Origin of the sequence: Neorhizobium phenanthreniclasticum, from assembly GCF_040066075.1 — a bacterium.
Lineage (GTDB): Bacteria > Pseudomonadota > Alphaproteobacteria > Rhizobiales > Rhizobiaceae > Neorhizobium > Neorhizobium petrolearium.
Genome location: NZ_JBEAAL010000002.1, coordinates 58,733 through 78,464, shown reverse-complemented (window position 1 = coordinate 78,464; position 19,732 = coordinate 58,733). Strand labels below are relative to the sequence as shown.

17 protein-coding genes are annotated in these 19,732 nt (G+C 60.6%); 9 read left to right on the top strand and 8 right to left on the bottom strand.

Translation table 11 applies throughout. The features are described from left to right. Window positions 1-21 precede the first annotated feature (21 nt). The 6 genes from ABK249_RS04545 to ABK249_RS04520 form a co-directional block, all read right to left on the bottom strand. Window positions 22-1,671: an ABC transporter ATP-binding protein gene (locus ABK249_RS04545; protein ID WP_227703620.1), complete on the bottom strand. Its 1,650-nt coding sequence runs from the start codon at window positions 1,669-1,671 to the stop codon at window positions 22-24. Continuing rightward, window positions 1,668-2,615, bottom strand: a complete 948-nt coding sequence (locus ABK249_RS04540; RefSeq protein WP_227703619.1) for an ABC transporter permease — start codon at window positions 2,613-2,615, stop codon at window positions 1,668-1,670. The genes ABK249_RS04545 and ABK249_RS04540 overlap by 4 nt, the downstream gene beginning before the upstream one ends. Beyond that, a complete protein-coding gene (locus ABK249_RS04535; protein WP_037149398.1) occupies window positions 2,615-3,622 on the bottom strand; it encodes an ABC transporter permease in 1,008 nt (335 codons plus the stop codon). The genes ABK249_RS04540 and ABK249_RS04535 overlap by 1 nt, the downstream gene beginning before the upstream one ends. Before the next feature lie 96 nt (window positions 3,623-3,718). Next, window positions 3,719-5,311 carry an ABC transporter substrate-binding protein gene (locus tag ABK249_RS04530; protein ID WP_037149401.1) on the bottom strand — a complete coding sequence of 531 codons (1,593 nt, stop codon included), beginning with the start codon at window positions 5,309-5,311 and terminating at the stop codon, window positions 3,719-3,721. 31 nt (window positions 5,312-5,342) lie between these two features. Next, a complete protein-coding gene (locus tag ABK249_RS04525; protein ID WP_227703618.1) occupies window positions 5,343-6,023 on the bottom strand; it encodes an AroM family protein in 681 nt (226 codons plus the stop codon). 174 nt (window positions 6,024-6,197) lie between these two features. Beyond that, entirely contained in the window at window positions 6,198-7,151 is a 954-nt protein-coding gene (locus ABK249_RS04520) for an AroM family protein (protein ID WP_227705179.1), read from the bottom strand. Between the two features lie 148 nt (window positions 7,152-7,299). On the opposite strand from ABK249_RS04520, the gene ABK249_RS04515 reads away from it, so the two are divergent. Further along, complete coding sequence (locus ABK249_RS04515; RefSeq protein WP_037149408.1) at window positions 7,300-8,379, top strand: DUF917 domain-containing protein; 1,080 nt, start codon at window positions 7,300-7,302, stop codon at window positions 8,377-8,379. Further along, complete coding sequence (locus ABK249_RS04510) at window positions 8,376-9,950, top strand: hydantoinase/oxoprolinase N-terminal domain-containing protein (RefSeq protein WP_210055876.1); 1,575 nt, start codon at window positions 8,376-8,378, stop codon at window positions 9,948-9,950. The genes ABK249_RS04515 and ABK249_RS04510 overlap by 4 nt, the downstream gene beginning before the upstream one ends. Window positions 9,951-10,079: 129 nt before the next feature. Here the strand turns inward: ABK249_RS04510 and ABK249_RS04505 are convergent, their stop codons facing one another. Next, on the bottom strand, window positions 10,080-11,198 hold the full coding sequence (locus tag ABK249_RS04505; RefSeq protein WP_227703617.1) for a mandelate racemase/muconate lactonizing enzyme family protein: 1,119 nt from the start codon (window positions 11,196-11,198) through the stop codon (window positions 10,080-10,082). Window positions 11,199-11,274: 76 nt separating this feature from the next. After that, on the bottom strand, window positions 11,275-12,249 hold the full coding sequence (locus ABK249_RS04500) for a GntR family transcriptional regulator (RefSeq protein ID WP_210055879.1): 975 nt from the start codon (window positions 12,247-12,249) through the stop codon (window positions 11,275-11,277). A gap of 114 nt (window positions 12,250-12,363) precedes the next feature. Between ABK249_RS04500 and ABK249_RS04495 the strand changes: the two genes are divergently transcribed. The 7 genes from ABK249_RS04495 to uxuA all read left to right on the top strand — a co-directional run bounded on the left by ABK249_RS04495 (window position 12,364) and on the right by uxuA (window position 19,670). Then, on the top strand, window positions 12,364-13,428 hold the full coding sequence (locus ABK249_RS04495) for an Ldh family oxidoreductase (protein ID WP_227703616.1): 1,065 nt from the start codon (window positions 12,364-12,366) through the stop codon (window positions 13,426-13,428). Between the two features lie 116 nt (window positions 13,429-13,544). Continuing rightward, a complete protein-coding gene (locus tag ABK249_RS04490; RefSeq protein WP_227703615.1) occupies window positions 13,545-14,258 on the top strand; it encodes a FadR/GntR family transcriptional regulator in 714 nt (237 codons plus the stop codon). A gap of 58 nt (window positions 14,259-14,316) precedes the next feature. Then, window positions 14,317-15,291: a sialic acid TRAP transporter substrate-binding protein SiaP gene (locus ABK249_RS04485; RefSeq protein ID WP_227703614.1), complete on the top strand. Its 975-nt coding sequence runs from the start codon at window positions 14,317-14,319 to the stop codon at window positions 15,289-15,291. 70 nt (window positions 15,292-15,361) lie between these two features. Next, entirely contained in the window at window positions 15,362-15,937 is a 576-nt protein-coding gene (locus ABK249_RS04480) for a TRAP transporter small permease (protein ID WP_037149716.1), read from the top strand. Between the two features lie 2 nt (window positions 15,938-15,939). After that, entirely contained in the window at window positions 15,940-17,346 is a 1,407-nt protein-coding gene (locus ABK249_RS04475) for a TRAP transporter large permease (protein ID WP_037149424.1), read from the top strand. 57 nt (window positions 17,347-17,403) lie between these two features. Beyond that, on the top strand, window positions 17,404-18,474 hold the full coding sequence (locus ABK249_RS04470; RefSeq protein ID WP_227703613.1) for an L-idonate 5-dehydrogenase: 1,071 nt from the start codon (window positions 17,404-17,406) through the stop codon (window positions 18,472-18,474). After that, a complete protein-coding gene (uxuA, locus tag ABK249_RS04465) occupies window positions 18,471-19,670 on the top strand; it encodes a mannonate dehydratase (RefSeq protein ID WP_348862335.1) in 1,200 nt (399 codons plus the stop codon). Before ABK249_RS04470 ends, uxuA begins: the two co-directional genes overlap by 4 nt. Window positions 19,671-19,732 lie beyond the last annotated feature (62 nt).

Genomic DNA, 19,732 nt, shown 5'->3' with positions numbered 1-19,732 from the left:
TCTTAAAGGATATGATCGGCTCTAGGCCCCCAGGCTTGCTGCCCGAGAGGTCTTCCTGCCGCTTTCGATGAGTGCCTTTGTGTAGTCCTGACGGGGCGACAGGAATATTTGTTCCGTGTCGCCCTGTTCAACGATCTCGCCGCGCTTCATGACGATCGTCCGGTCGCAGATCTGGCGAATGACTGCGAGATTGTGCGAGATGAAGACGTAGGTCAGGTTAAGCTCTGCGCGGAGTTGTTGCAAGAAATCCAGCACCTGTGCCTGTACCGAGATGTCGAGTGCTGAGGTCGGTTCGTCGAGGATCAGCAGGCGCGGATTGAGTGCGATCGCGCGGGCGATGCAGACGCGCTGTTTCTGGCCACCGGAAAGCTCGTGCGGATAACGATATTTGAACATGGTCGGCAGTTGCACGATGTCGAGCAGGGCCTCGGTGCGTGCTTCGATGTCGCGACGGCTCATGCCGGTCTGGATGCGCAACGGTTCGCCGATCGCATCGCCGATCGTGTGACGACCGTTGAGTGCGGAATGCGGGTTCTGGAAGACGAACTGCATGTGCCGGCGCATCTGCCTGAGCGGTTCGCCGGTCAGGCTCGTGATATTCTGTCCGTCGAAGACGATGTCGCCGGATGTCGGCTCGATGAGGCGGAGCAGCATGCGTGCCAGCGTCGATTTGCCGGAACCGGATTCGCCCACGACACCGAAGATTTCGCCCGTCTTCACGGAAAGGCTGATGCCATTGACGGCCGCGAATTCTGTGCCGGACTGGCTGCGGTAAACCTTCTTCAGATCGATCGCCTGAAGGAGCGCGCCGGGCTTGGCGGGGTTGGCCGGTGATGGTTCGGCGGCAACCTTCTCAGCCGCGGCGTTGATATCCGGAACGGCGGCGAGCAGGCGTTTGGTATACTCGTGCTGCGGACGGCTAAGGATGTCGGCCGTCAGGCCCTGTTCGACGATCTCACCCTTGTACATGACTGCGCAGTGTTTCGCGATCGTTGCGATCGCGCCGATGTCGTGACTGATCATGATGACGGTGAGGTTCAGCTTCTCGACCAGTGAGTTGATGAGATCGAGCACCTGTGCCTGGACTGTCACGTCGAGGGCGGTCGTCGGCTCGTCGGCGATCAGCAGGTCCGGCTTGCCGGCGAGCGCCATGGCGATCAGCACGCGTTGACGCATGCCGCCGGAAAGCTGGTGCGGATATTGGGAAAACAGCATGGCCGGGTTCGGCAGCCCCACCTGGTCTAGCAGTTCCTCGGTACGGGCGCGGCGTGCCGCCTTGGAGGAAACGCCCTGACCGGCAGCCTTCTCATGCGCGGCGATGACGTCGGAAATCTGCCGTCCGACCGTGAAGAGCGGGTTGAGATAGGTCATCGGATCTTGGAAGATCATCGAGATGCGGATGCCGCGGATCTTCATCCAGTCCTTTTCCGACAGCCGAGTGATGTTCTGCCCGTCGAAGGCGATGCTGCCTTCGACGACTTTGGAGTTTTTCGGGCCGATGCCGAGCACGGAGCGGACCAGCACCGTCTTGCCTGAACCGCTTTCGCCCACGATGCCGAGCGTGTCGCCGCGATTGACTGTGAGGTTGATGTCTTTGAGCACATGCACCGGACCATCGAATGTGCCGATGTCGAGCCGGTAGTTCTTGATGTTGAGAAGAGGTCCGGTCATCGGTCGCGGCTCCGGGGATCGAGGATATCGCGCAGGCCGTCGCCCAACAGGTTGAAGCCGAGCACGGTGAGGAAGATGGCCGCACCGGGAAAGAGCGAATACCACCACCAGTCCGGCATGTAGGTGCGGGCGACCGAGATCATCGCGCCCCATTCAGGCGCCGGCGGCTGGGCCCCCAGACCGATGAAGCCGAGGCTGGCGGCGGACAGGATCGCCATGCCCATGTCCATGCTCATCTTGACGATGATCGGCGAGAGGCAGTTGGGCAGGATGTGATGCCAGAGGATCCACGGCGTCCTGGCGCCGATCGAACGGGCCGACTCCACGAAAAGCTCCTCCTTGACAGAGAGCGTTTTCGCCTCGACCAGTCTCACATAGCCTGGCCACCAGACGAGCGAGAGCGCCAGCACGCAATTGGTGATGCCGGGGCCGAGCGCCGCGACGATCGCCAGCGCCAGTGCCAGGCCCGGTACGGCCAGGAAAAGTTCCGTGATGCGCATGATGATCGCGCGCACCCAGCCGCCGTTATAACCGGCGATGATGCCGAGCGGCACGCCGATCAGTGCGCCGATGCCGGTGATGATGAGGCCGATCCAGAGTGAGGTGCGGGCACCCATGATGACGCGGGAGAAGATGTCCGCGCCCATCTCGTCGGTGCCGAACCAGTTGCCGCCGCCTGGCGGCATCAGCTTGTTGGACATGTCGATCGCACCGCTTGCCGCTTCCGGAAAGGGCGCGAGCACGGGGCCGAAAGCCGCCAGCAGGAGAAAGAGCACGACCAGCGTCAGGCCGAGCATGGAGGAGAAGCTCTTGCGGAACATGTGGCCATAGAGCCGCCACTGGCGGATCTGGCTTTCATGCCGTTCGCGGAAGGTCAGTGGGCGGGGAAGCGCCGCCGGATCGTTGACCGGGGCGGAGACCGGCGTGGTCATCTGGGTCGTCATCACGCGCTCCTGAGACGGGGGTCGATCCAGGCATAGGCGAGATCGACAAGGGTGTTGGCGACGATGAAGAAGAAGCCGATCATCAGCGTCACGCCGATGACGGGCTTGAAGTCGGAAGAAAGGGCGGAAGACACGGCATAAAGCCCGATGCCCGGCCAGTCGAAGACGGTTTCGACCAGCACGGTCGAACCAAGCATCCAGCCGAAGCGCAGCCCGATCATCGCAAGCGTCGGCAGCATGGCGTTCTTCAGCGCGTAAAGCCCGACGATGCGGAAGGAAGCAATGCCGTGGGCGCGTGCCGCGACGATATAATCGGACTGCAGCACCTCGATCATTTCGGCGCGGTTGACGCGCAGGATGGAGGCAAGGCAGGGGAAGGAGAGCACGACGGCCGGCAGAATGATGTGCTGCAGCGAGGTCCAGAAAGTCGAGAAGCGGCCGGAGATCAGGCTGTCGACAAGGAGCAGGCCGGTGTAAGCCTCCGGCGGTCGGGTGACGAGCGGCAGGCGGCCCGAGACCGGCAGCCAGCCGAGATCGACCGCGAACATCAGCTGCAGGATGATGCCGAACCAGAAGGCCGGCAGTGCGACGCCCGAGATTGAGAAGATGCGCGTCACATGGTCGAGCGGTCCGTCCTTGTAGACGGCCGAGAGCATGCCAAGCGGTACGCCGACGACGATGCCGAGCGCCATGGCGACGAAGACGAGTTCAAGCGTCGCCGGCGCATAGCGCAGCACCTCTTCCATGACCGGGCGGGTGGTGACGATGGACTGGCCGAGATCGCCGCGCACGAGATCGCCCATATAGACGATGAACTGTTCGGGCAGCGACTTGTCGAGACCATATTCGGTCCGGAGGGTCGCCACCATGTCCTCGGTGGCGTTGGGGCCGGCCACGAGACGAGCAGGATCGCCCGGCGCGACATTGGTGATGAGGAACGTCAGCGCGGCAATGCCGATCATCGTCCCGACCAGCGTCAGCAATTTGCGGAAGGCGAATGTCAGCACCGTCTTCTCCGTTCAATTATAATTGCGCATGGCCCGAAACTGGGGAGCCGGGCCATGTGCACCATTCTGGCTGCAAGGTGGGGGAACAGCCAGCGGTTATTCGGCCTTCACCCACAGAGGATAGAGGTCAACTTCACCCGTGAAGCGGACCGGGCTGAACTGGAAACCCTGCAGGTAGTCACGGCGGGCCCAGCGGCGGTTCTGCAGCATGCCGAAGACTTCCGGCTGGTCGGCGACGATCTGCGTCTGGATGTCGGCGTAGAGCTTGGCGCGCTCATCCCAGTTGGTCGAGCCGCGTGCCTTGTCGATCATCTCCGAAACCTTCGGATTGTCGTAGAACATCATCGCGTAATACTGGCCCCAGCTCGCCTTGTGGTACTGGTAGGCGACGGCGTCCGGATCGGTGGAGACCGGCGTCGTGTAGACCGAGGTCATGGCCGGTGAGGTCTCGACCTTCGAGCCGTTGGCGACCATGTTCGGCCACTGCTCCGGCTTGATCTCGACATTGATGTTGAGCGGCTTCAGGCTGTCAAGCAGCACGAGGCCGATGCGGCGGGCTTCTTCGAGGCCGGCGACATGCACATAAGGCAGGGTGATGCCGCCGTTCGGGTAACCGGACTTGGCAAGATATTCTTTGGCCTTGGCGAGGTCCTTGCGCGGCATGCCGGGAACCGGAATATGGCCTTTCATGGCGTCCGGCAGGGGGCTGGTTTCCAGCGTTGCGGCGCCGTTATAGACCTGGATCAGCGCGTCGTAGTCGAGCGCGTAGGCGATCGCTTTGCGCAAGTTGATGTCGGCGGTCGGGCCCTTCTGCGTGTTGAATTTGATGCCGAAGGTGGTCATGCCCTTGTGGTCTTCGATGGCGATGCCGGGCACCCGCTTGATCTGCATGTAATCATCCGGCGTCAGCCCCTCGACGATGTCGGCTTCGCCGCGCTGTAGCGCTGCCTTCTGGGCGGCGGGCTCGCGGATGATCTTGAAGATCACGCCGGCCGGGCGGTTCTTGTCACCCTGCGGCCAACCCTTCCAGTAGTTCTCGACGGATTCGACTTCATAAAGGACGTTCGGCTCCCAGCGACCGAGCTTGAACGGGCCAGAGCCGGCCGCATGGTCGGTCAGCCACTTCTGACCGTAATCGCCGTCCACCTCATGCGCCTTCACCTCGGCAGGATTGACGATGTACCACCAGGGCAGGAAGGAGAGGAAAGGTGCATAGGGGGCCTTAAGGTCGAACTTCACGGTATATTCGTCGACCACGCTGATGCCTTCCGGCGCCAGAAAGTCCTTGAGCATCCAGGCCACGCCCTTGTTGAGCTTCAGGCCGCGCTCGAAGGAGTAGCGAACGGCTTCCGCCGTCACCGGATCGCCGTTATGGAATTTGGCGGTCTTGGCAAGGTGGAAGGTCCAGGTCTTTCCATCGGCGCTGGTTTCCCACTTTTCGGCGAGCCACGGCTTCAACTCGGCCGGATCGCCTTCATATTTCAAAAGCGCGTCGTAGACGGCCTGCTGGATCATGCGCGTCGACCAGTCGTAGCGGATATGCGGATCGAGAACCGGGATCGCCTGCCGGCCGCCGAACACGATCACGTTCCCCTTGTCGGTGCGCTCGAAGGCTCCAGCCGGCGAGGCGAGGACCGACGAGGCAAGCAGCCCCGCAATTGCGATATTCCTGATGATTTTGCCGAACATTCGTTCCCTCTCTTGTTCGTATGTTGGTTGTTCAGATCATTTGACGGACAACGCCCGCGACGACGCGGCGCGACAGGAGAACCGGGGCATCGACGGCGCGGCGGACCTCATCGAGCATCTCCGCCGAATAGCCCATGCAATGCATGACAATGAGATCGCAATCATCGAGCTGCTTGGCGCGCATGCCCATGTCGTCGCCCGCATAGGGTGAGGCCGACACGATGCTGTGATCGCCGCTGAAGACATGCCGCTCGTTGAAGTCGCGCACCTGCCGTTCGAGCGGCACGATGACCCCGAGCTTGCGGGCGGAGGCGGCCAGAGCCTCGACTGTCGAGTCGACGATGCGCTGCGCTTCGACGACCAGCGTATGTTCGAGCGGCTCGATCTTCGTGCCGGTGCACAGGAGGACGATCAGGTCGAAACCTTCACCATCGATCTTCTTCAGGAGAAGATTCAGCTTTTCTTCGGTCAGTGCCTTGGAGGAAACGATTTCTTCGCCGCTCTTCAAGCGCGTTGCGAAGGAATGCTCACCGTCTCTGGCGCGCATGGCATCGAGCTCTTCCGCGTTCATGCCGTCCAGCACGCCGAATTCGCGAAATTCGATGCTGCCTTCCGGCAGGCCGACGGTAATCTCCGCCATCATCTCGGGAACGAGATCCACACGGGGCGCCTGGCCGATCGTCACGAAGGCAATCTTGGATTTGGATGGCATGCTGTCGTCAATTCCCCTGCATGTTTGATGACAGGGAGCCTAACGCCCGGAAGCACGCCTTCACTATAGGGTAATGCCCCTAGTTCGACATGATTCTGACATCGTTAATGCGGCCAATTTTTAGGCAAATTGGCTTTTCAACGCAATTTTCTTACGCAAAAATGCCTTTTTCGGTCACGGATGGCCGGCTGCGACCACCATACGGATGAGCGCGTTGGAAGAGGTGACTTCCATCTTGCTCATCACGTTCGAGCGATGGATTTCGACCGTCTTCGGACTGATGCCGAGCTGGCGGGCGATCGCCTTGTTGGACAGGCCTTCGGCCACCAGCGACAGGACCTGACGTTCGCGCGGCGTGAGCCGCAGGAGCTTTTCGGAGAATTCCGGTGAAACGCCAGGCAGCGTGACGGGATGGGTGCCGTGCAGCAAGAGGCGGATGGCGCTTGCGACGATGCGGCGGGCGAGCACGACCGGCTTGCCACTTGCCTTGGCGACCATCTGGCGGTCGGCTTCCGTAAAACTCACGGAATTCAGGACGATGATCTCCGCATCGGCAAGGTCGATCAGGGCACTTGCCAGCAGCTTCTTGTCGCCGTCGGCGGCGTAGCTCGCGCTGATCTTGTAGGGCGCCAGCGCCGGGATTTCGAGTTCGCCAATCTGCTGCTGCAGCGGCTGGATGAGGCCGACGGCGGAGCCGTGCGCGGCGAGCGAGATGACCGCCGATTCCATCGCGCGCTGAGCGTTGACCGTCGGGCAGGTGCTCTCGAAATCGCGAAAAAGTCCGGTCGACAGGATCACCACCAGATCGAATTCGTTGGGCTGGAAGGCGGCGGCGATCTTCGCCATGCGCTCAGCGATCCGCGGCTTGGAGATGACGATGTCGCTGCCGTCAGCGAGCCGGGTGACGATGCTGGTTTCGCCGGGGCGCACCTTCAGATCATCGATTTCCGCCTGGGAAAGACCGTCCAGAGCGCCGATTTCCAGCGCCTCTATCGGTATATCAAGGTTTTCCAGCATGTCGCCGATGATATCCGTGCGCGGCGACTGTCCGACGCTCAAAAACATGACGCGATGACGGGCTTCCGCTGCTTTCGGTGAGGCCGAAGCCGGATTGTATGAGCTCTTCATCACGGGCAGGGAATCGGTCCTTTCGATCGTCTCGGCATGATGGTTTTAGGCATGCACAAAATCAAGGCAAGCTCATTCTAGGGGCAGTCCCCTATAGGCATCCTTCGTCACACATGGCTAGGTTCTAGCACATTCTTCGGAGGTAAACATGATCCGTGATTTCGAAGCGGGTGAGATCGACCCGCTTGCCGTGGGCGCCTGGATTCTCGGAACCGGCGGGGGCGGCAGTCCCTATCTGGCCCAGCTGAACCTGAAAAAACTCTACAAGGAGGGCAAGCGCGTCAAGCTCATCGATCCCAAGGCGCTCGATGACGGCGATGCCGTTGCGGTTGTCTCGAAGATGGGAGCGCCACTGGTCGGCCAGGAACGCCTTGTCGATCCCGCCCATCTTGCCCGCGCCATGCAACTCATGGAGGAATACACCGGCCGCAAGTTCCGCGCCGTGATGAGCGTCGAGATTGGCGGCGGCAACGCGCTCTCGCCTTTCCTCGCCGCCGCCATGCTGGATATTCCGGTCGTCGACGCCGATGCGATGGGCCGCGCCTATCCGGAAGCGCAGATGACGAGCTTCGCGATCGGCGACCTGCCGATGTACCCGCTGACGCTGGTCGATTGCCGCGACAACGAGGCGATCGTCGCCAAGGCCGCTTCGTGGAAGTGGATGGAGCGCATCTCCCGCAAGATTTGCACCGAAGTCGGTTCCACCGCCGCCACCTGCAAGGCACCGCGCACCGGCCGCGAAGTCAAGGAGTGGGGCGTTCTTTACACGGTGACCAAGGCCGTCAGCCTCGGCCGTGCCGTGCTCGACGCCCGTGCCGCCCATACCGATCCGGTCGAGGCCGTGCTTTCCCACGAGGGCGGCAAGGTGCTCTTCAAGGGCAAGATCGCCGACGTGGATCGCACCACGACCGGCGGCTTCCTGCGCGGTTCGGCGATGATCGAAGGTCTCGACGGCGACCGCGGCTCGAAGGTCGAGCTTGCCTTCCAGAACGAGTGGGCGGTGGCCTTCCGCGACAGCCAGCCGATCGCCATGACGCCGGACCTGATCTGCCTGCTCGATACGGTTTCGGGCGAAGCAATCGGCACGGAGACGGTACGTTACGGCCAGCGCGTGACGGTGGTGGCGTTGCCTGCGCCGGATGTGCTGACCAGCCCCAAGGGCCTGGAGCATGTCGGCCCGCGCGCCTTCGGTTATGACCTTGATTTCAAATCGGTGTTTGCAGCATGAAGCGGATCGGAATTGACGTCGGCGGCACGAATACGGATGCCGTGCTCATCGATGGCGAGAAGGTAATTTCGGCCATCAAGTTTCCAACCACCGCCGACGTAATGCAGGGCGTGGTCAATGCGATCGGCCACGTGGTCTCCTCCCAGGCGCCGGGCGCTTCGCCGGTCGATGCGGTGATGATCGGCACGACGCATTTCACCAATGCAGTGGTCGAGCGCGCTCGCCTGGAACGGGTCGCCGCGATCCGCATCGCCATGCCGGCGGGCGCGTCGCTGCCGCCGATGATCGACTGGCCGGACGAGTTGCGGGACGCGGTCGATCCGCTCTCCTTCATGGTGCATGGCGGCCATGAATATGACGGCCGCCCGCTTGTGCCGCTCGCCCGCGATGAGATCCGCGATGCAGCTATGAAGATTCGCGATGCCGGCGTAGATTCCATCGGTATCACCGCACTCTTCTCGCCGCTGACGGCCGAATGCGAGCTGGAAGCCGCCGAGATCATCCGCTCAGTCATTCCGAGCGCACGGATAACGCTGTCGCACACGCTCGGCCGCATCGGTCTGCTGGAGCGCGAGAATGTCACGCTCCTGAACGCGGCGCTTCAGGGCCTCGGGCGCAAGACGATCGACGCCTTCAAGGATGCGCTTCTGCGTGCCGGCATCGACGCTCCGTTTTACCTGACCCAGAACGACGGTACCGTCGTTCTGGCCGATGTCGCGGCCGCCAACCCGGTCTACAGCTTTGCTTCCGGTCCTACCAATTCCATGCGCGGTGCGGCCTTCCTGACCGGCCTCAAGGAAGCGATGGTCATCGATGTCGGCGGTACGACTTCCGACATCGGCTGCCTTGTCGGCGGTTTTCCGCGTGAAGCCAACAATGTCGTCGAGGTCGGTGGTGTCCGCACATTGTTCCGGATGCCCGACCTTTTGCCGATGGCGCTCGGCGGCGGTACCATCATCGATCCGGAAACCCGCAAGATCGGTCCGCGTTCGGTCGGCTATCGCATCACAGAAAAGGCGCTGGTCTTCGGCGGCGATACGCTGACCACGACGGACGTGGCGGTTGCCGCCGGCCTCGTCGAGATCGGCGACAGGGATCGGGTCAAGCATCTCGACAAGGCGATGGTCGCGGACCTCCTGAAGCGTATCGAGGCGATGGTGGAGGACGGCGTCGACCGGATGAAGACCTCGGCCGAAGGCGTGCAGTTGATCGCCGTCGGCGGTGGTGCGTTCCTGATCCCCGAAAAGCTAAAGGGGGCGAGGGAGGTGCTGCGTGTCGAACATGCGGGCGTGGCGAATGCGTTGGGTGCCGCAATGGCGCAAGTTTCCGGCGAGGTCGATCAGGTCTTCTCCGACATGTCGCGCGACAATGCGATCGCCGAGGCCGACCGCATTGCTCGCCGGCGTGCGGTCGAGGCCGGTGCGGATCCGAACTCGATCGTGACGCTCGACACGGAAGACATTCCGATCGCCTATCTGCCGGGTGATGCACGACGCGTGCGTGTGCGCGTCGTCGGTGACATCGCCTTCATGAAGGAGGAGGAGAAACGTGCAGCCGATGGCATGCGTTAACAGAGTGGCGGCAGTGCCTCTCCGGTGAGCCCAGTCTGAAAGATCATCCGGATCGCAAGACGCTGCATCCTAAGCGATGGGCGGCGATCCGGATTTCCTTGTTGAAATCCAGCCCCTCAGCTATCGGATTTATCCCAGAGACTTGCCATAGCGCTCAAAGGCTTGTGGGAGAGGGGTCGTGCTCGCCCCCGGCTGTTGTGGTCTTCTGAAGATGCCGCTCTCCACGTTCGCCGGCTCGTGGAAGTGATCCTTGATCCAGGGAATGTATTCGAGGATTGCCGAGGCTGGATGCCAGTAGCTCAGGTGAACATGCACCTGGCTCATTTCGCCGGCATGCGGGACGACAGGCAGGCGGTTCGCCAGAGCCAGATCCGCTACCTGGATATATTCGGTAACGCCGCCCAGGCGCGTCACATCCGGCTGGACATAGTGTACCGCTCCAGCGCTGATAAAGCTTCTAAAGGCATCGACGGTATAGAGCTGCTCGCCGAGTGCGACAGGGATGGAGGTGCTCCGGGCGAGGGCTGCATGGCTTGCCACGTCGTCGTACCACATCGGTTCCTCGAACCAGTAGATGTCGAGGTCGCGCGCCCGTGCACAGAAACGCTGGCAGGTGGGAAGATCCCATTTGCCGTTGGCGTCGATGGCAATCCGGACTGCGCCACCCACGCGCTTGCGGACCGCCTCCAGCCGCTCGATGTCGATGTTGGGATCGTCGTGGCCCACCTTGATCTTGATGCGGGTGAATCCGTCTTGCTCGACAGCACGGGCAGAACCCGCGATGAGTGCTTTCGTCGAGAACGAGAGCCAGCCAATATCGGTATTGTAGGCTTCGAGCTTCTCGGTTCGTGCTCCACCCAGGAGTGACCAGAGGGGGACGCCTGCCTTCTTCGCGGAAAGATCCCACAGCGCAACATCCACCGCCGCCAGGGCAAGATGCGTGATACCGGCGCGCCCGACCCACTGGAGGGCGGGATGACGGGCAAGCTTCGTCCAAAGACGCTGATGGTCGGAGGCGTCCTCGCCCATCAATAGCGGCGCATAGCAATCGCGAATACACGCCGTGATCAGGCGGTCTGACGGCAGGTGGGCATGGGTTCCGGTAAAGCCGTAGCCCACCAGGCCGTCTGTCGTGGTGATTTTCGTCCCCACGACTCCCCAGTGCGTAATGCTATGGGTGGAATCGGAGATCGAATCCGAGGTGAGCGGTAGGTGCAGGATAAACGGTTCGACGGCTGAAATTTTCATGATGGGACCTCCTCCCGTACGCGGACTATTTTGAAATGGGCGGACCGCTGGCCCAAACATAAGCTCGGCTTCGCCGCTACAGGCGCTCCAGATAGGGTAAATCCGCCGGTTCGATCGTTTCGGCGACGGCACGAATGCGCAGCATCGCCCGGTGTCGCGATACCTTTAAATGTTGGACCAGCGCCTCGCAGGCCCCGGCGACGTCCTGACGTTCAAGAAGAGTGACGATCTCGAGATGTTCCGGCAGAAACGGTTCGCTCTCGAAAAGTTCTGAGGTGCGCCGGTAGAGGAAATGGTGTGCAACCAAGAGAGCCTGCGGCAGGCTGACAGCCCGCAGCAGTGCCTGGTTCCCGCATCGCCCAAGCAGATCCACGTGCAATTCCTGCTCCAGCTGATCCAGCTGTTCGCTTCGAACCTCTGACGACGCCATCGTCATCTCGATGTTTGCTCGGAAGGCGGCAAGAAGCCCCTCAGGTAGATGAGGCACGGCCTTCTCAAGCGCGAGCGGCTCCAGCACCCACCGAAGTTCATAGAGTTCGTTAATGTGTTTTTCAGTCAAAGCTGGTGCATACCATCTGGCGCTGCCGTCTTTATGGACGATACCCCGCTCCTGCAGGCGTGCGACCACATCGCGCGCCACGGTGCGGCTGACGCCGTAGTGGCGGGCCAGCAGCACCTCGTTGATACGCCAGCCAGCAAGCGAGGTGCGTGAGACGACCTCTATCTCGACTTCGGGATAGATTACCTCCCAGCTCGAGCGTAGCTGCAGTTCAAGCCCGTCATCGATGCCTGAAGCCTGAAGACCACCGATCTCGCGGGTCGCGGGCAAAACATCATAGCCTCGACCTTCGGCCTTCTTCAGAAGGCCTAGTCGCTCCAGTTCGACCAAGGCCTGGCGTGCCGGGGTCCTGCTGATGCCGAAGCGTTCTGCAACCCGCGTTTCCGTCAGGCGGGTTGCTGCCGGCAACGCACCGCTACAGATGTCGAATGCCAGCAGATCGCAGGCGCGGCGGTAGAGCTTTGACGAAAGAGGCTTGGATGCGATCTGCATGGCGGCAAGGTCTTTGGAAAACGTCAGGTGATCAGGGATTGCACATCCTCAATCAAACGTCTAGTGTACGCATCATACATTTTGCGAAAGAGGTGTGAGGGAGGAGCTTTCGCGATGCCGCAATCCGACCCGTCGACTCGATTGCCTCTCACGGAGTTGGCACGGTTTTCGCGCGAGGTGATTTCGGCCTCGGGCGCGGACCGTGCGACGGCCGACGCGGCTTCGCGCGCCATGATGCATGGCACGCGCCATGGCGTGGACAGTCACGGAATCCGCCTTCTTCCGCATTACATAGAGGCCTTGGAAGGCGGTCGCGTGAACAGGCGCCCTAGCATCAAGATGCTGAACAGCTTCGGAGCGGCAAGGACACTCGATGCGGATCATGCCCATGGTGCGCTGGCGACCTACACGGCGATGCACAATGCCATCGAGCTGGCGAGCCGCTTTGGGCTTGGCGCCGTTGCGATCCGCAACACATCCCACTTCGGCCCGGCCGGCGCGTATTCCATCGAGGCGGCAAGACAAGGCTTTATCGGCCTTGTCTTCGCCAATTCCGACAGTTTCGTGCGGCTGCATGATGGGGCCGAACGTTTCCATGGCACCAATCCGATCTCGGTTGCCGTGCCGACGACAGAGGCCAATCCATGGCTCTTGGACATGGCGACGAGTGCTGTGCCCTTCAATCGCGTTTTACTTTATCGCAGCCTTGGACATCCGCTTCCGGATGCCGTCGCCTCGGACGAGGATGGGAACGATACCACCAATGCCGATCTGGTGGACATGCTGGCGCCTCTTGGCGCTGCATTCGGCTTCAAGGGTGCCGGGCTTGCCGGTGTCGCCGAAATCTTCAGCGCGGTGATGACCGGCATGCGCCTGTCTTTCGAAATCGCCCCGATGGGAGGACCGGACTTTGCCACCCCTCGGGAGATGGGGGCTTTCGTCCTGGCCATAAAACCGGATGCTTTCGTGGATCGGGAGACGTTCGATCGGGGCGTGCGGCGTTATCTGGAGGAGTTGCGGACATCGCGGCCTCGTCAGAACGGGCAGGTGATGGCGCCCGGCGACAGGGAATGGAAGGTCGCGGAGGAGCGCGAGCGGAACGGCGTGGCGTTGGACCCGGCGACCGCAACAGCGTTTGAGCAACTCAGCAAGCGCTATGGCGTCGCCTTTCCCGCCTGAATGCTTAAACGCTCTCGTGAGGTCCTTGACATAGAGCTGAATTAACTCATAGTAGAAATTGGTCAGACAATCTGACCAGTTGTGCGTCAGGGGAGTGATGCGCCCGGAGGAAATTGATGTTCGTGGCTTTGGAGCCGCGCCGGCTTTATCGGCAGGTTGCGGAACAGATACGAGTGCTCATCGAGACGGGAGAGCTGAAGCCGGGCTCACGGCTTCCGCCCGAACGAGAGCTTGCGGAGCGTTTTGCTGTCTCCCGCCCGACGGTTCGCGAAGCCCTGATCGTGCTTGAGGTCGAAGGACATATCCAGATCCGGATGGGGTCCGGCGTCTACATCAGCAGCCGACCAAGGCAAGCCCTCGGTGTCCTGCCGAACGATGATACCGAAGGTCCTTTGGAGATCCTTCAGGCGCGCTGCCTGATCGAAAGCGGAATTGCGGAGGAAGCTGCGCGTCTTGTGACGCCCGCAAGCATTGCGCGTATCGATGCTATCCTGGAGCGTATGGAGCAATCGCTCAACGACGCCTCGGTTGCACTTGTCTGCGACCGGGATTTTCACACCGCTATTGCGGACATCATCGGCAATTCGGCTCTGAAACATTTCGCCGGGCTGATTTACGATTCACGGATGTCACCCTACTTCAAGAAACTTGCCAGCTATTTCGAAGGTCCGCACACCTGGAAGTTGGCGCTTGAAGAGCATCGTATCATTCGTGACGCCATTGCAGCAGGTGATCCTGCGGCGGCGCGTGAGGCCATGCGGCGTCATCTGACGCTGGCGCAAAAGAGATTCTCGGAAAGCTTCGGGGAGGAGCCGACCAGAGAAGACTGACCGTTTCGCCATCCGGGCGCGGTCATCCAGGAAGTTCAGTTTCACCTAGGAGGAAAGAATGAAACTCAAACTGACAACACTGTTGGGCGCAGCCGCAGTCAGCCTTGTCTCAACACTTTCTGCTCATGCAGAAACCGTTTTGAAGTGGGCCCATGTTTATGAGACCTCCGAGCCGTTCCACACGGATTCCGTATGGGCCGCGGAGGAGATCGCCAAGCGAACGGATGGCCGCTACAAAATCGAGGTCTATCCGGCGTCCCAACTCGGCAAAGAAGCCGACATCAACCAGGGCCTCAAGCTCGGCACCGTGGACATCATTATTTCCGGTTCCAGTTTCGCCGCGCGCGATTACAAGCCAATCGGCGTCACCTATTATCCTTATATCTTCCGCGACCCCAGCCATCTTCTCGCCTACACGAAGAGCGACGTCTTCAAGAAGCTGACGAAGGGCTATGAGGAAAAGACCGGCAACCATATCGTGGCCGTCAGCTACTACGGAACGCGCCATACCACCTCGAACCGTCCGATCTCCAAATGCGCCGATATGGCCGGTTTGAAGATGCGCGTGCCGGACGTTCCGGCCTATCTTGCAATGCCACGTGCATGCGGCGCCAACACGACGCCGATCGCTTTCGCGGAAGTCTATCTGGCGCTTCAGAACGGGACCGTCGAAGCGCAGGAAAACCCCCTGACGACGATCGAGGCCAAGAAGTTCTATGAAGTCCAGAAGAACATCGTGCTGACCGGTCATATCGTCGATCACCTCAACACCGTTATCTCCAAGACCCGCTGGGCAAGCCTCTCCGACGAGGACAAGAAGATCTTCACGGACGTCATGCTCGAAGCCGCAGCCCGTACGACCAAGACCATCGAAGCGCGCGAGAAGGCGCTCGTTGATGAATTCAAGACGAAGGGGCTGACCGTCACCGAAATCGACAAGGCAGACTTCGAGAAAAATGTCGTCGAGAAAGTCAAACTTGAAGACTTCGGCTACGAGAAGGCCGATTGGGAAGCCATCCGCGCGATCAAGTGATGATCCTTGCCCCGGCGCATTCGGTGCGTCGGGGCAACCTCCTGCAATCTTTATGAACGGAGTCGATCCGATGACGGAGCATTCGCACGCGCCGATCAGCGTGGAAGAGATGGCGCATGCCTTTGAGGAAGAAGCCGCACCGGTTGATCTTTCTCCTTACGCGGTCGAGGACTGGGTGACGCTTGCGGTCTTCTGGGGCATGGGTCTTGCCGTCTTTTTGCAATTCTTCACACGCTATGTGCTGAATGACAGCTTCGCCTGGACCGAGGAAATCGCCGCCAATTGCCTTGTCGTCGTCGTTTTCCTTGGCTCGGTGATGTGCGTGCGAATGGTACGTCACATCCAGGTCGATCTACTCTACCGCTTCCTGCCGGGCCGGATCGTCAGAGCTTTAGAAACCACTGTCGATGCCATCGCCATTGCCTTCTTCGCCTATGTCACGTGGCTGATGTGGCGATATCTCGAGATTGTCGGCGACGAGCGGATGGTCACCGTCGATCTGCCGCGCGGCATAGTTTTTTATACGGTCTTCGCAGCCTTTGCGCTGATGTTTCTTCGCTCCCTGCAAAACCTGATCAGGGATCTGACAGGTACCAAATCGGTGCGCGAGCAGGCGCAGGAGCATATCAACGCGGGGGGAATCTGAGCATGCTTCTTCTTCTCGGATCATTCCTGTTGCTTCTGATTATCGGCACGCCGGTTGCCGTCTCCATGGCGGTTGCCTCGTTGCTATACCTGGTGATTTATGGCGTCGCGCCGGACATCATCGCAGCCCAGCGCATGATCGCCGGCGTCGAGAGTTTTCCGCTGATTGCGGTGCCGTTCTTCATCCTTGCCGGCAACCTCATGAATATTGCCGGCGTTACCGGGCGCATCTATCGGTTTGCGCTTGCGTTGGTGGGCTGGATGAAGGGCGGCCTGGCGCAGGTCAACATCATCGGATCGGTCGTCTTTTCCGGCATGTCCGGAACGGCGCTGGCCGATGCTGCCGGCATCGGCACGATCGAAATCAAGGCCATGAAGGACCACGGCTATCCGGTTGAAGCGGCAGTCGGCGTCACCGCTGCTTCGGCAACGCTCGGCCCTATCTTTCCGCCATCGTTGCCCTTCGTCATCTATGGCATGATGGCCAATGCCTCGATCGGGGCGCTGTTCATGGCGGGTATCATCCCCGGCGTCGTCATGACCGTACTGATGATGGTGACCGTCTATATCTTCGCCAGACGCAAGGGCTGGGGCTCGGATACGCCATTCGAACTGAAGCAGCTGCTGGGTGCTTCGCTCGAAGTGCTGATCGTGCTTGCCTTTCCCGCCTTGATATACCTGATGATCCTTGCTGGCCTGTCGATCAATATTGCGGTGCTGATCGGGCTCGCTTTTCTTGTCGCTCTCGACTGGTATTATGATTTTTCCGCGGTCATGGCACTGATGACACCGGTCCTCTTGATTGGCGGCATGACCATGGGTTGGTTCACGCCCACGGAAGCTGCTGTGGCCGCCGTACTGTGGTCACTATTTCTCGGGCTCGTGCGCTATCGCACGATGACGCTGCGGACATTGGCCAAGGCGTCTTTCGACACGATCGAAACCACGGCGTCGGTCCTGTTCATCGTCACGGCGGCATCCATCTTCGCATGGCTGCTGACGGTCAGCCAGGCCGCGCAACTGTTCTCCGACTTCCTGTTCGGCCTGACGGATAACTGGTGGACCTTCCTCCTCATCGTCAACATTCTTTTGCTGATCGTCGGAGCTTTCCTCGATACCATCGCTGCCATCAGCATCCTTGTCCCCATCCTGATGCCGGTTGCAGCGCGCTACGGAATTGATCCGGTCCATCTTGGCCTGGTCATTACATTGAATTTGATGATTGGCCTTTTAACGCCTCCGGTCGGTATGGTGCTCTTCGTACTCTCCCGCATCTCGAAGCTGTCCGTCGAGCGCACGACGCTTGCCATCCTGCCGTGGATGATACCGCTGTTCATAGCGCTTGGTCTGATCACCTTCGTACCGGCGATTACCCTTTGGCTGCCTACACTGCTGGGTCTCATCCGATAGGTATTCGGTCCGCTTCCGGCGGACCAAGCATTTTCTTGAACGAAAGGCATCAAAGCGATGCAAACGCGTGTTGCCCGACTTCACGCCCGGCGTGATTTGAGAGTGGAAACGTTTGAATATACCGAGCCACGGCCCGGCGAGGTCCTTCTCGTCATGGCGGCGGGCGGCATCTGCGGCTCTGACCTTCACTACTATCAGGATGGCGGATTCGGTCCCGTGCGGGTTCGCGAACCCATCATCGCCGGGCACGAAGCCTCTGGTTTTGTTCAAATCTTGGGCGAGGGTGTCACCGGGCTCGAAGTTGGGCAACTCGTGGCGGTTAACCCGTCGCAGCCTTGCGGTGAATGTCAATATTGCCGGATCGGACAGCCTATCCATTGCCTCGAAATGCGTTTCATGGGCTCGGCCATGCGTTTGCCCCACGAAAACGGCATGTTTCGGGAAAGGCTGATCGTGCGGGCTACGCAGTGCCATCCGGTCGGCAATGGCGTCTCGGCAGGAGAGGCAGCCTGTGCGGAACCCTTGGCAGTCTGCCTGCACGCTGTCGCCCAGGCAGGCGATCTGTCCGGCAAGAAAGTGCTGGTGACGGGCGCCGGCCCGATCGGGCTGCTGACGGTTGCGGCCACTCGTCACGCCGGTGCCGCGGAAATCGTCGTCACGGATTTGACGGATGCCGCTCTTTCCAGGGCGCCGGCCATGGGGGCAACTCGGACAATCAACGTTGCGGCCGATCCGGACGGGTTACAGCCTTTTCAAGAGAACAAGGGCAGCTTTGACGCGGCTTTCGATTGCTCGGCGGCCGGGCCGGCGTTGCGTTCTGCCTTTGCCGCGATCAAACCGCGCGGAACGATCGTTCAGGTCGGCGTTACCGGCGATATGACGATCCCGCTGAACGCCCTTGTCGGCAAGGAGATCGTCTGGCGGGGTTCGCAGCGCTTCCATGATGAATTCGCGCAGGCGGTGGAATTGATCTCGACGCGGCGTATCGATGTGCGGCCGATCATTTCCCACACGTTTCCGCTCGATCAGGTCGTCGAGGCTTTCGATCGGGCCAGGGACCGGTCGACGGCCTGCAAGGTGCAGATCATTTTCAAACAATCAAACCAGGTTTTGAAGGACGAGATATGAGACATACATGGCGCTGGTTCGGCCCGATCGACAAGGTGACCGTGCGCGATGCGGCACAGGCTGGCGCGGAAGGTATCGTCAGCGCGCTGCACCATATCGCAACCGGTGAGGTCTGGCCGGTTGACGAGATTGCCGAACGACACGAGCAAATCAAGGCCGGCGGGCTGGTATGGGACGTGGTGGAAAGTGTCCCGGTCTCCGAGGATATCAAGACGCAAACCGGCGACTGGAGACGTCACGTTGCCAATTGGCAGGAGACCCTGCGGCGTCTTTCTGCCTCCGGAATTCGCACCGTCTGCTATAATTTCATGCCGGTCTTGGATTGGACGCGGACGGACCTGCGCTGGGAAACACGCCATGGCGCAAAGGCGATGCGCTTCGATCTGGTCGATTTTGCCGCTTTCGACATCCATATTCTCAAACGTCCAGAGGCGGCTTGCGATTATCCGGAATGGCTGCAGGACGAAGCAGCGCGGCATTTCGCCGGGATGGCGGATACGAAGATTGCTGCGCTCGCCAAAAACATCGGTGCGGGACTGCCGGGCTCGGCGGATGGCTACACCTTGGACCAGTTGCTTGAGAAGCTTCGCTCCTATCAGGGCATCGATCGGGAGCGACTACAGCAAAATCTTGTCGATTTTCTCTCAGAGGTCGTGCCGGTAGCGGAGGAGGTCGGCATCAATATCTGCGCACATGGTGATGATCCGCCCTGGCCGCTCCTTGGTCTGCCGCGTATCCTTTCGACCGAGACCGACTACGCCCATATGATGGAACAGGTCAACAGCCGGGCAAATGGCGTGACGCTCTGCACGGGTTCGCTGGGCGCGCGCGCAGATAACGATCTGCCCTTCATCGCCAGCCGCTTTGCCGACCGCATCCACTTCATTCATCTGCGTAACGTAACCCGGGATACCGACACCGTTCCCTGCTCCTTCTTCGAGGATGAGCATCTGGAAGGTGGGACGGATATGGTCGCCGTTATCGCCGCACTGCTATCGGAAGAGGCGAGACGTCGCGAAGAAGGTCGGGAGGATCATCTCATCCCCATGCGGCCGGATCACGGACAGGAGATTCTCGACGACCTGACACGTGGTGCGCAACCCGGCTATCCCGCCATCGGGCGTCTTAAAGGCCTGGCGGAGCTTCGGGGCATCGAACGAGCCTTGATGCATGCCCGCTACGGCCTTGGAGCATGACGATGAACGCATGTCCGACAACACCGACGGGCGCTTTTGTTTTGGTTTCGCCAACTATCCCA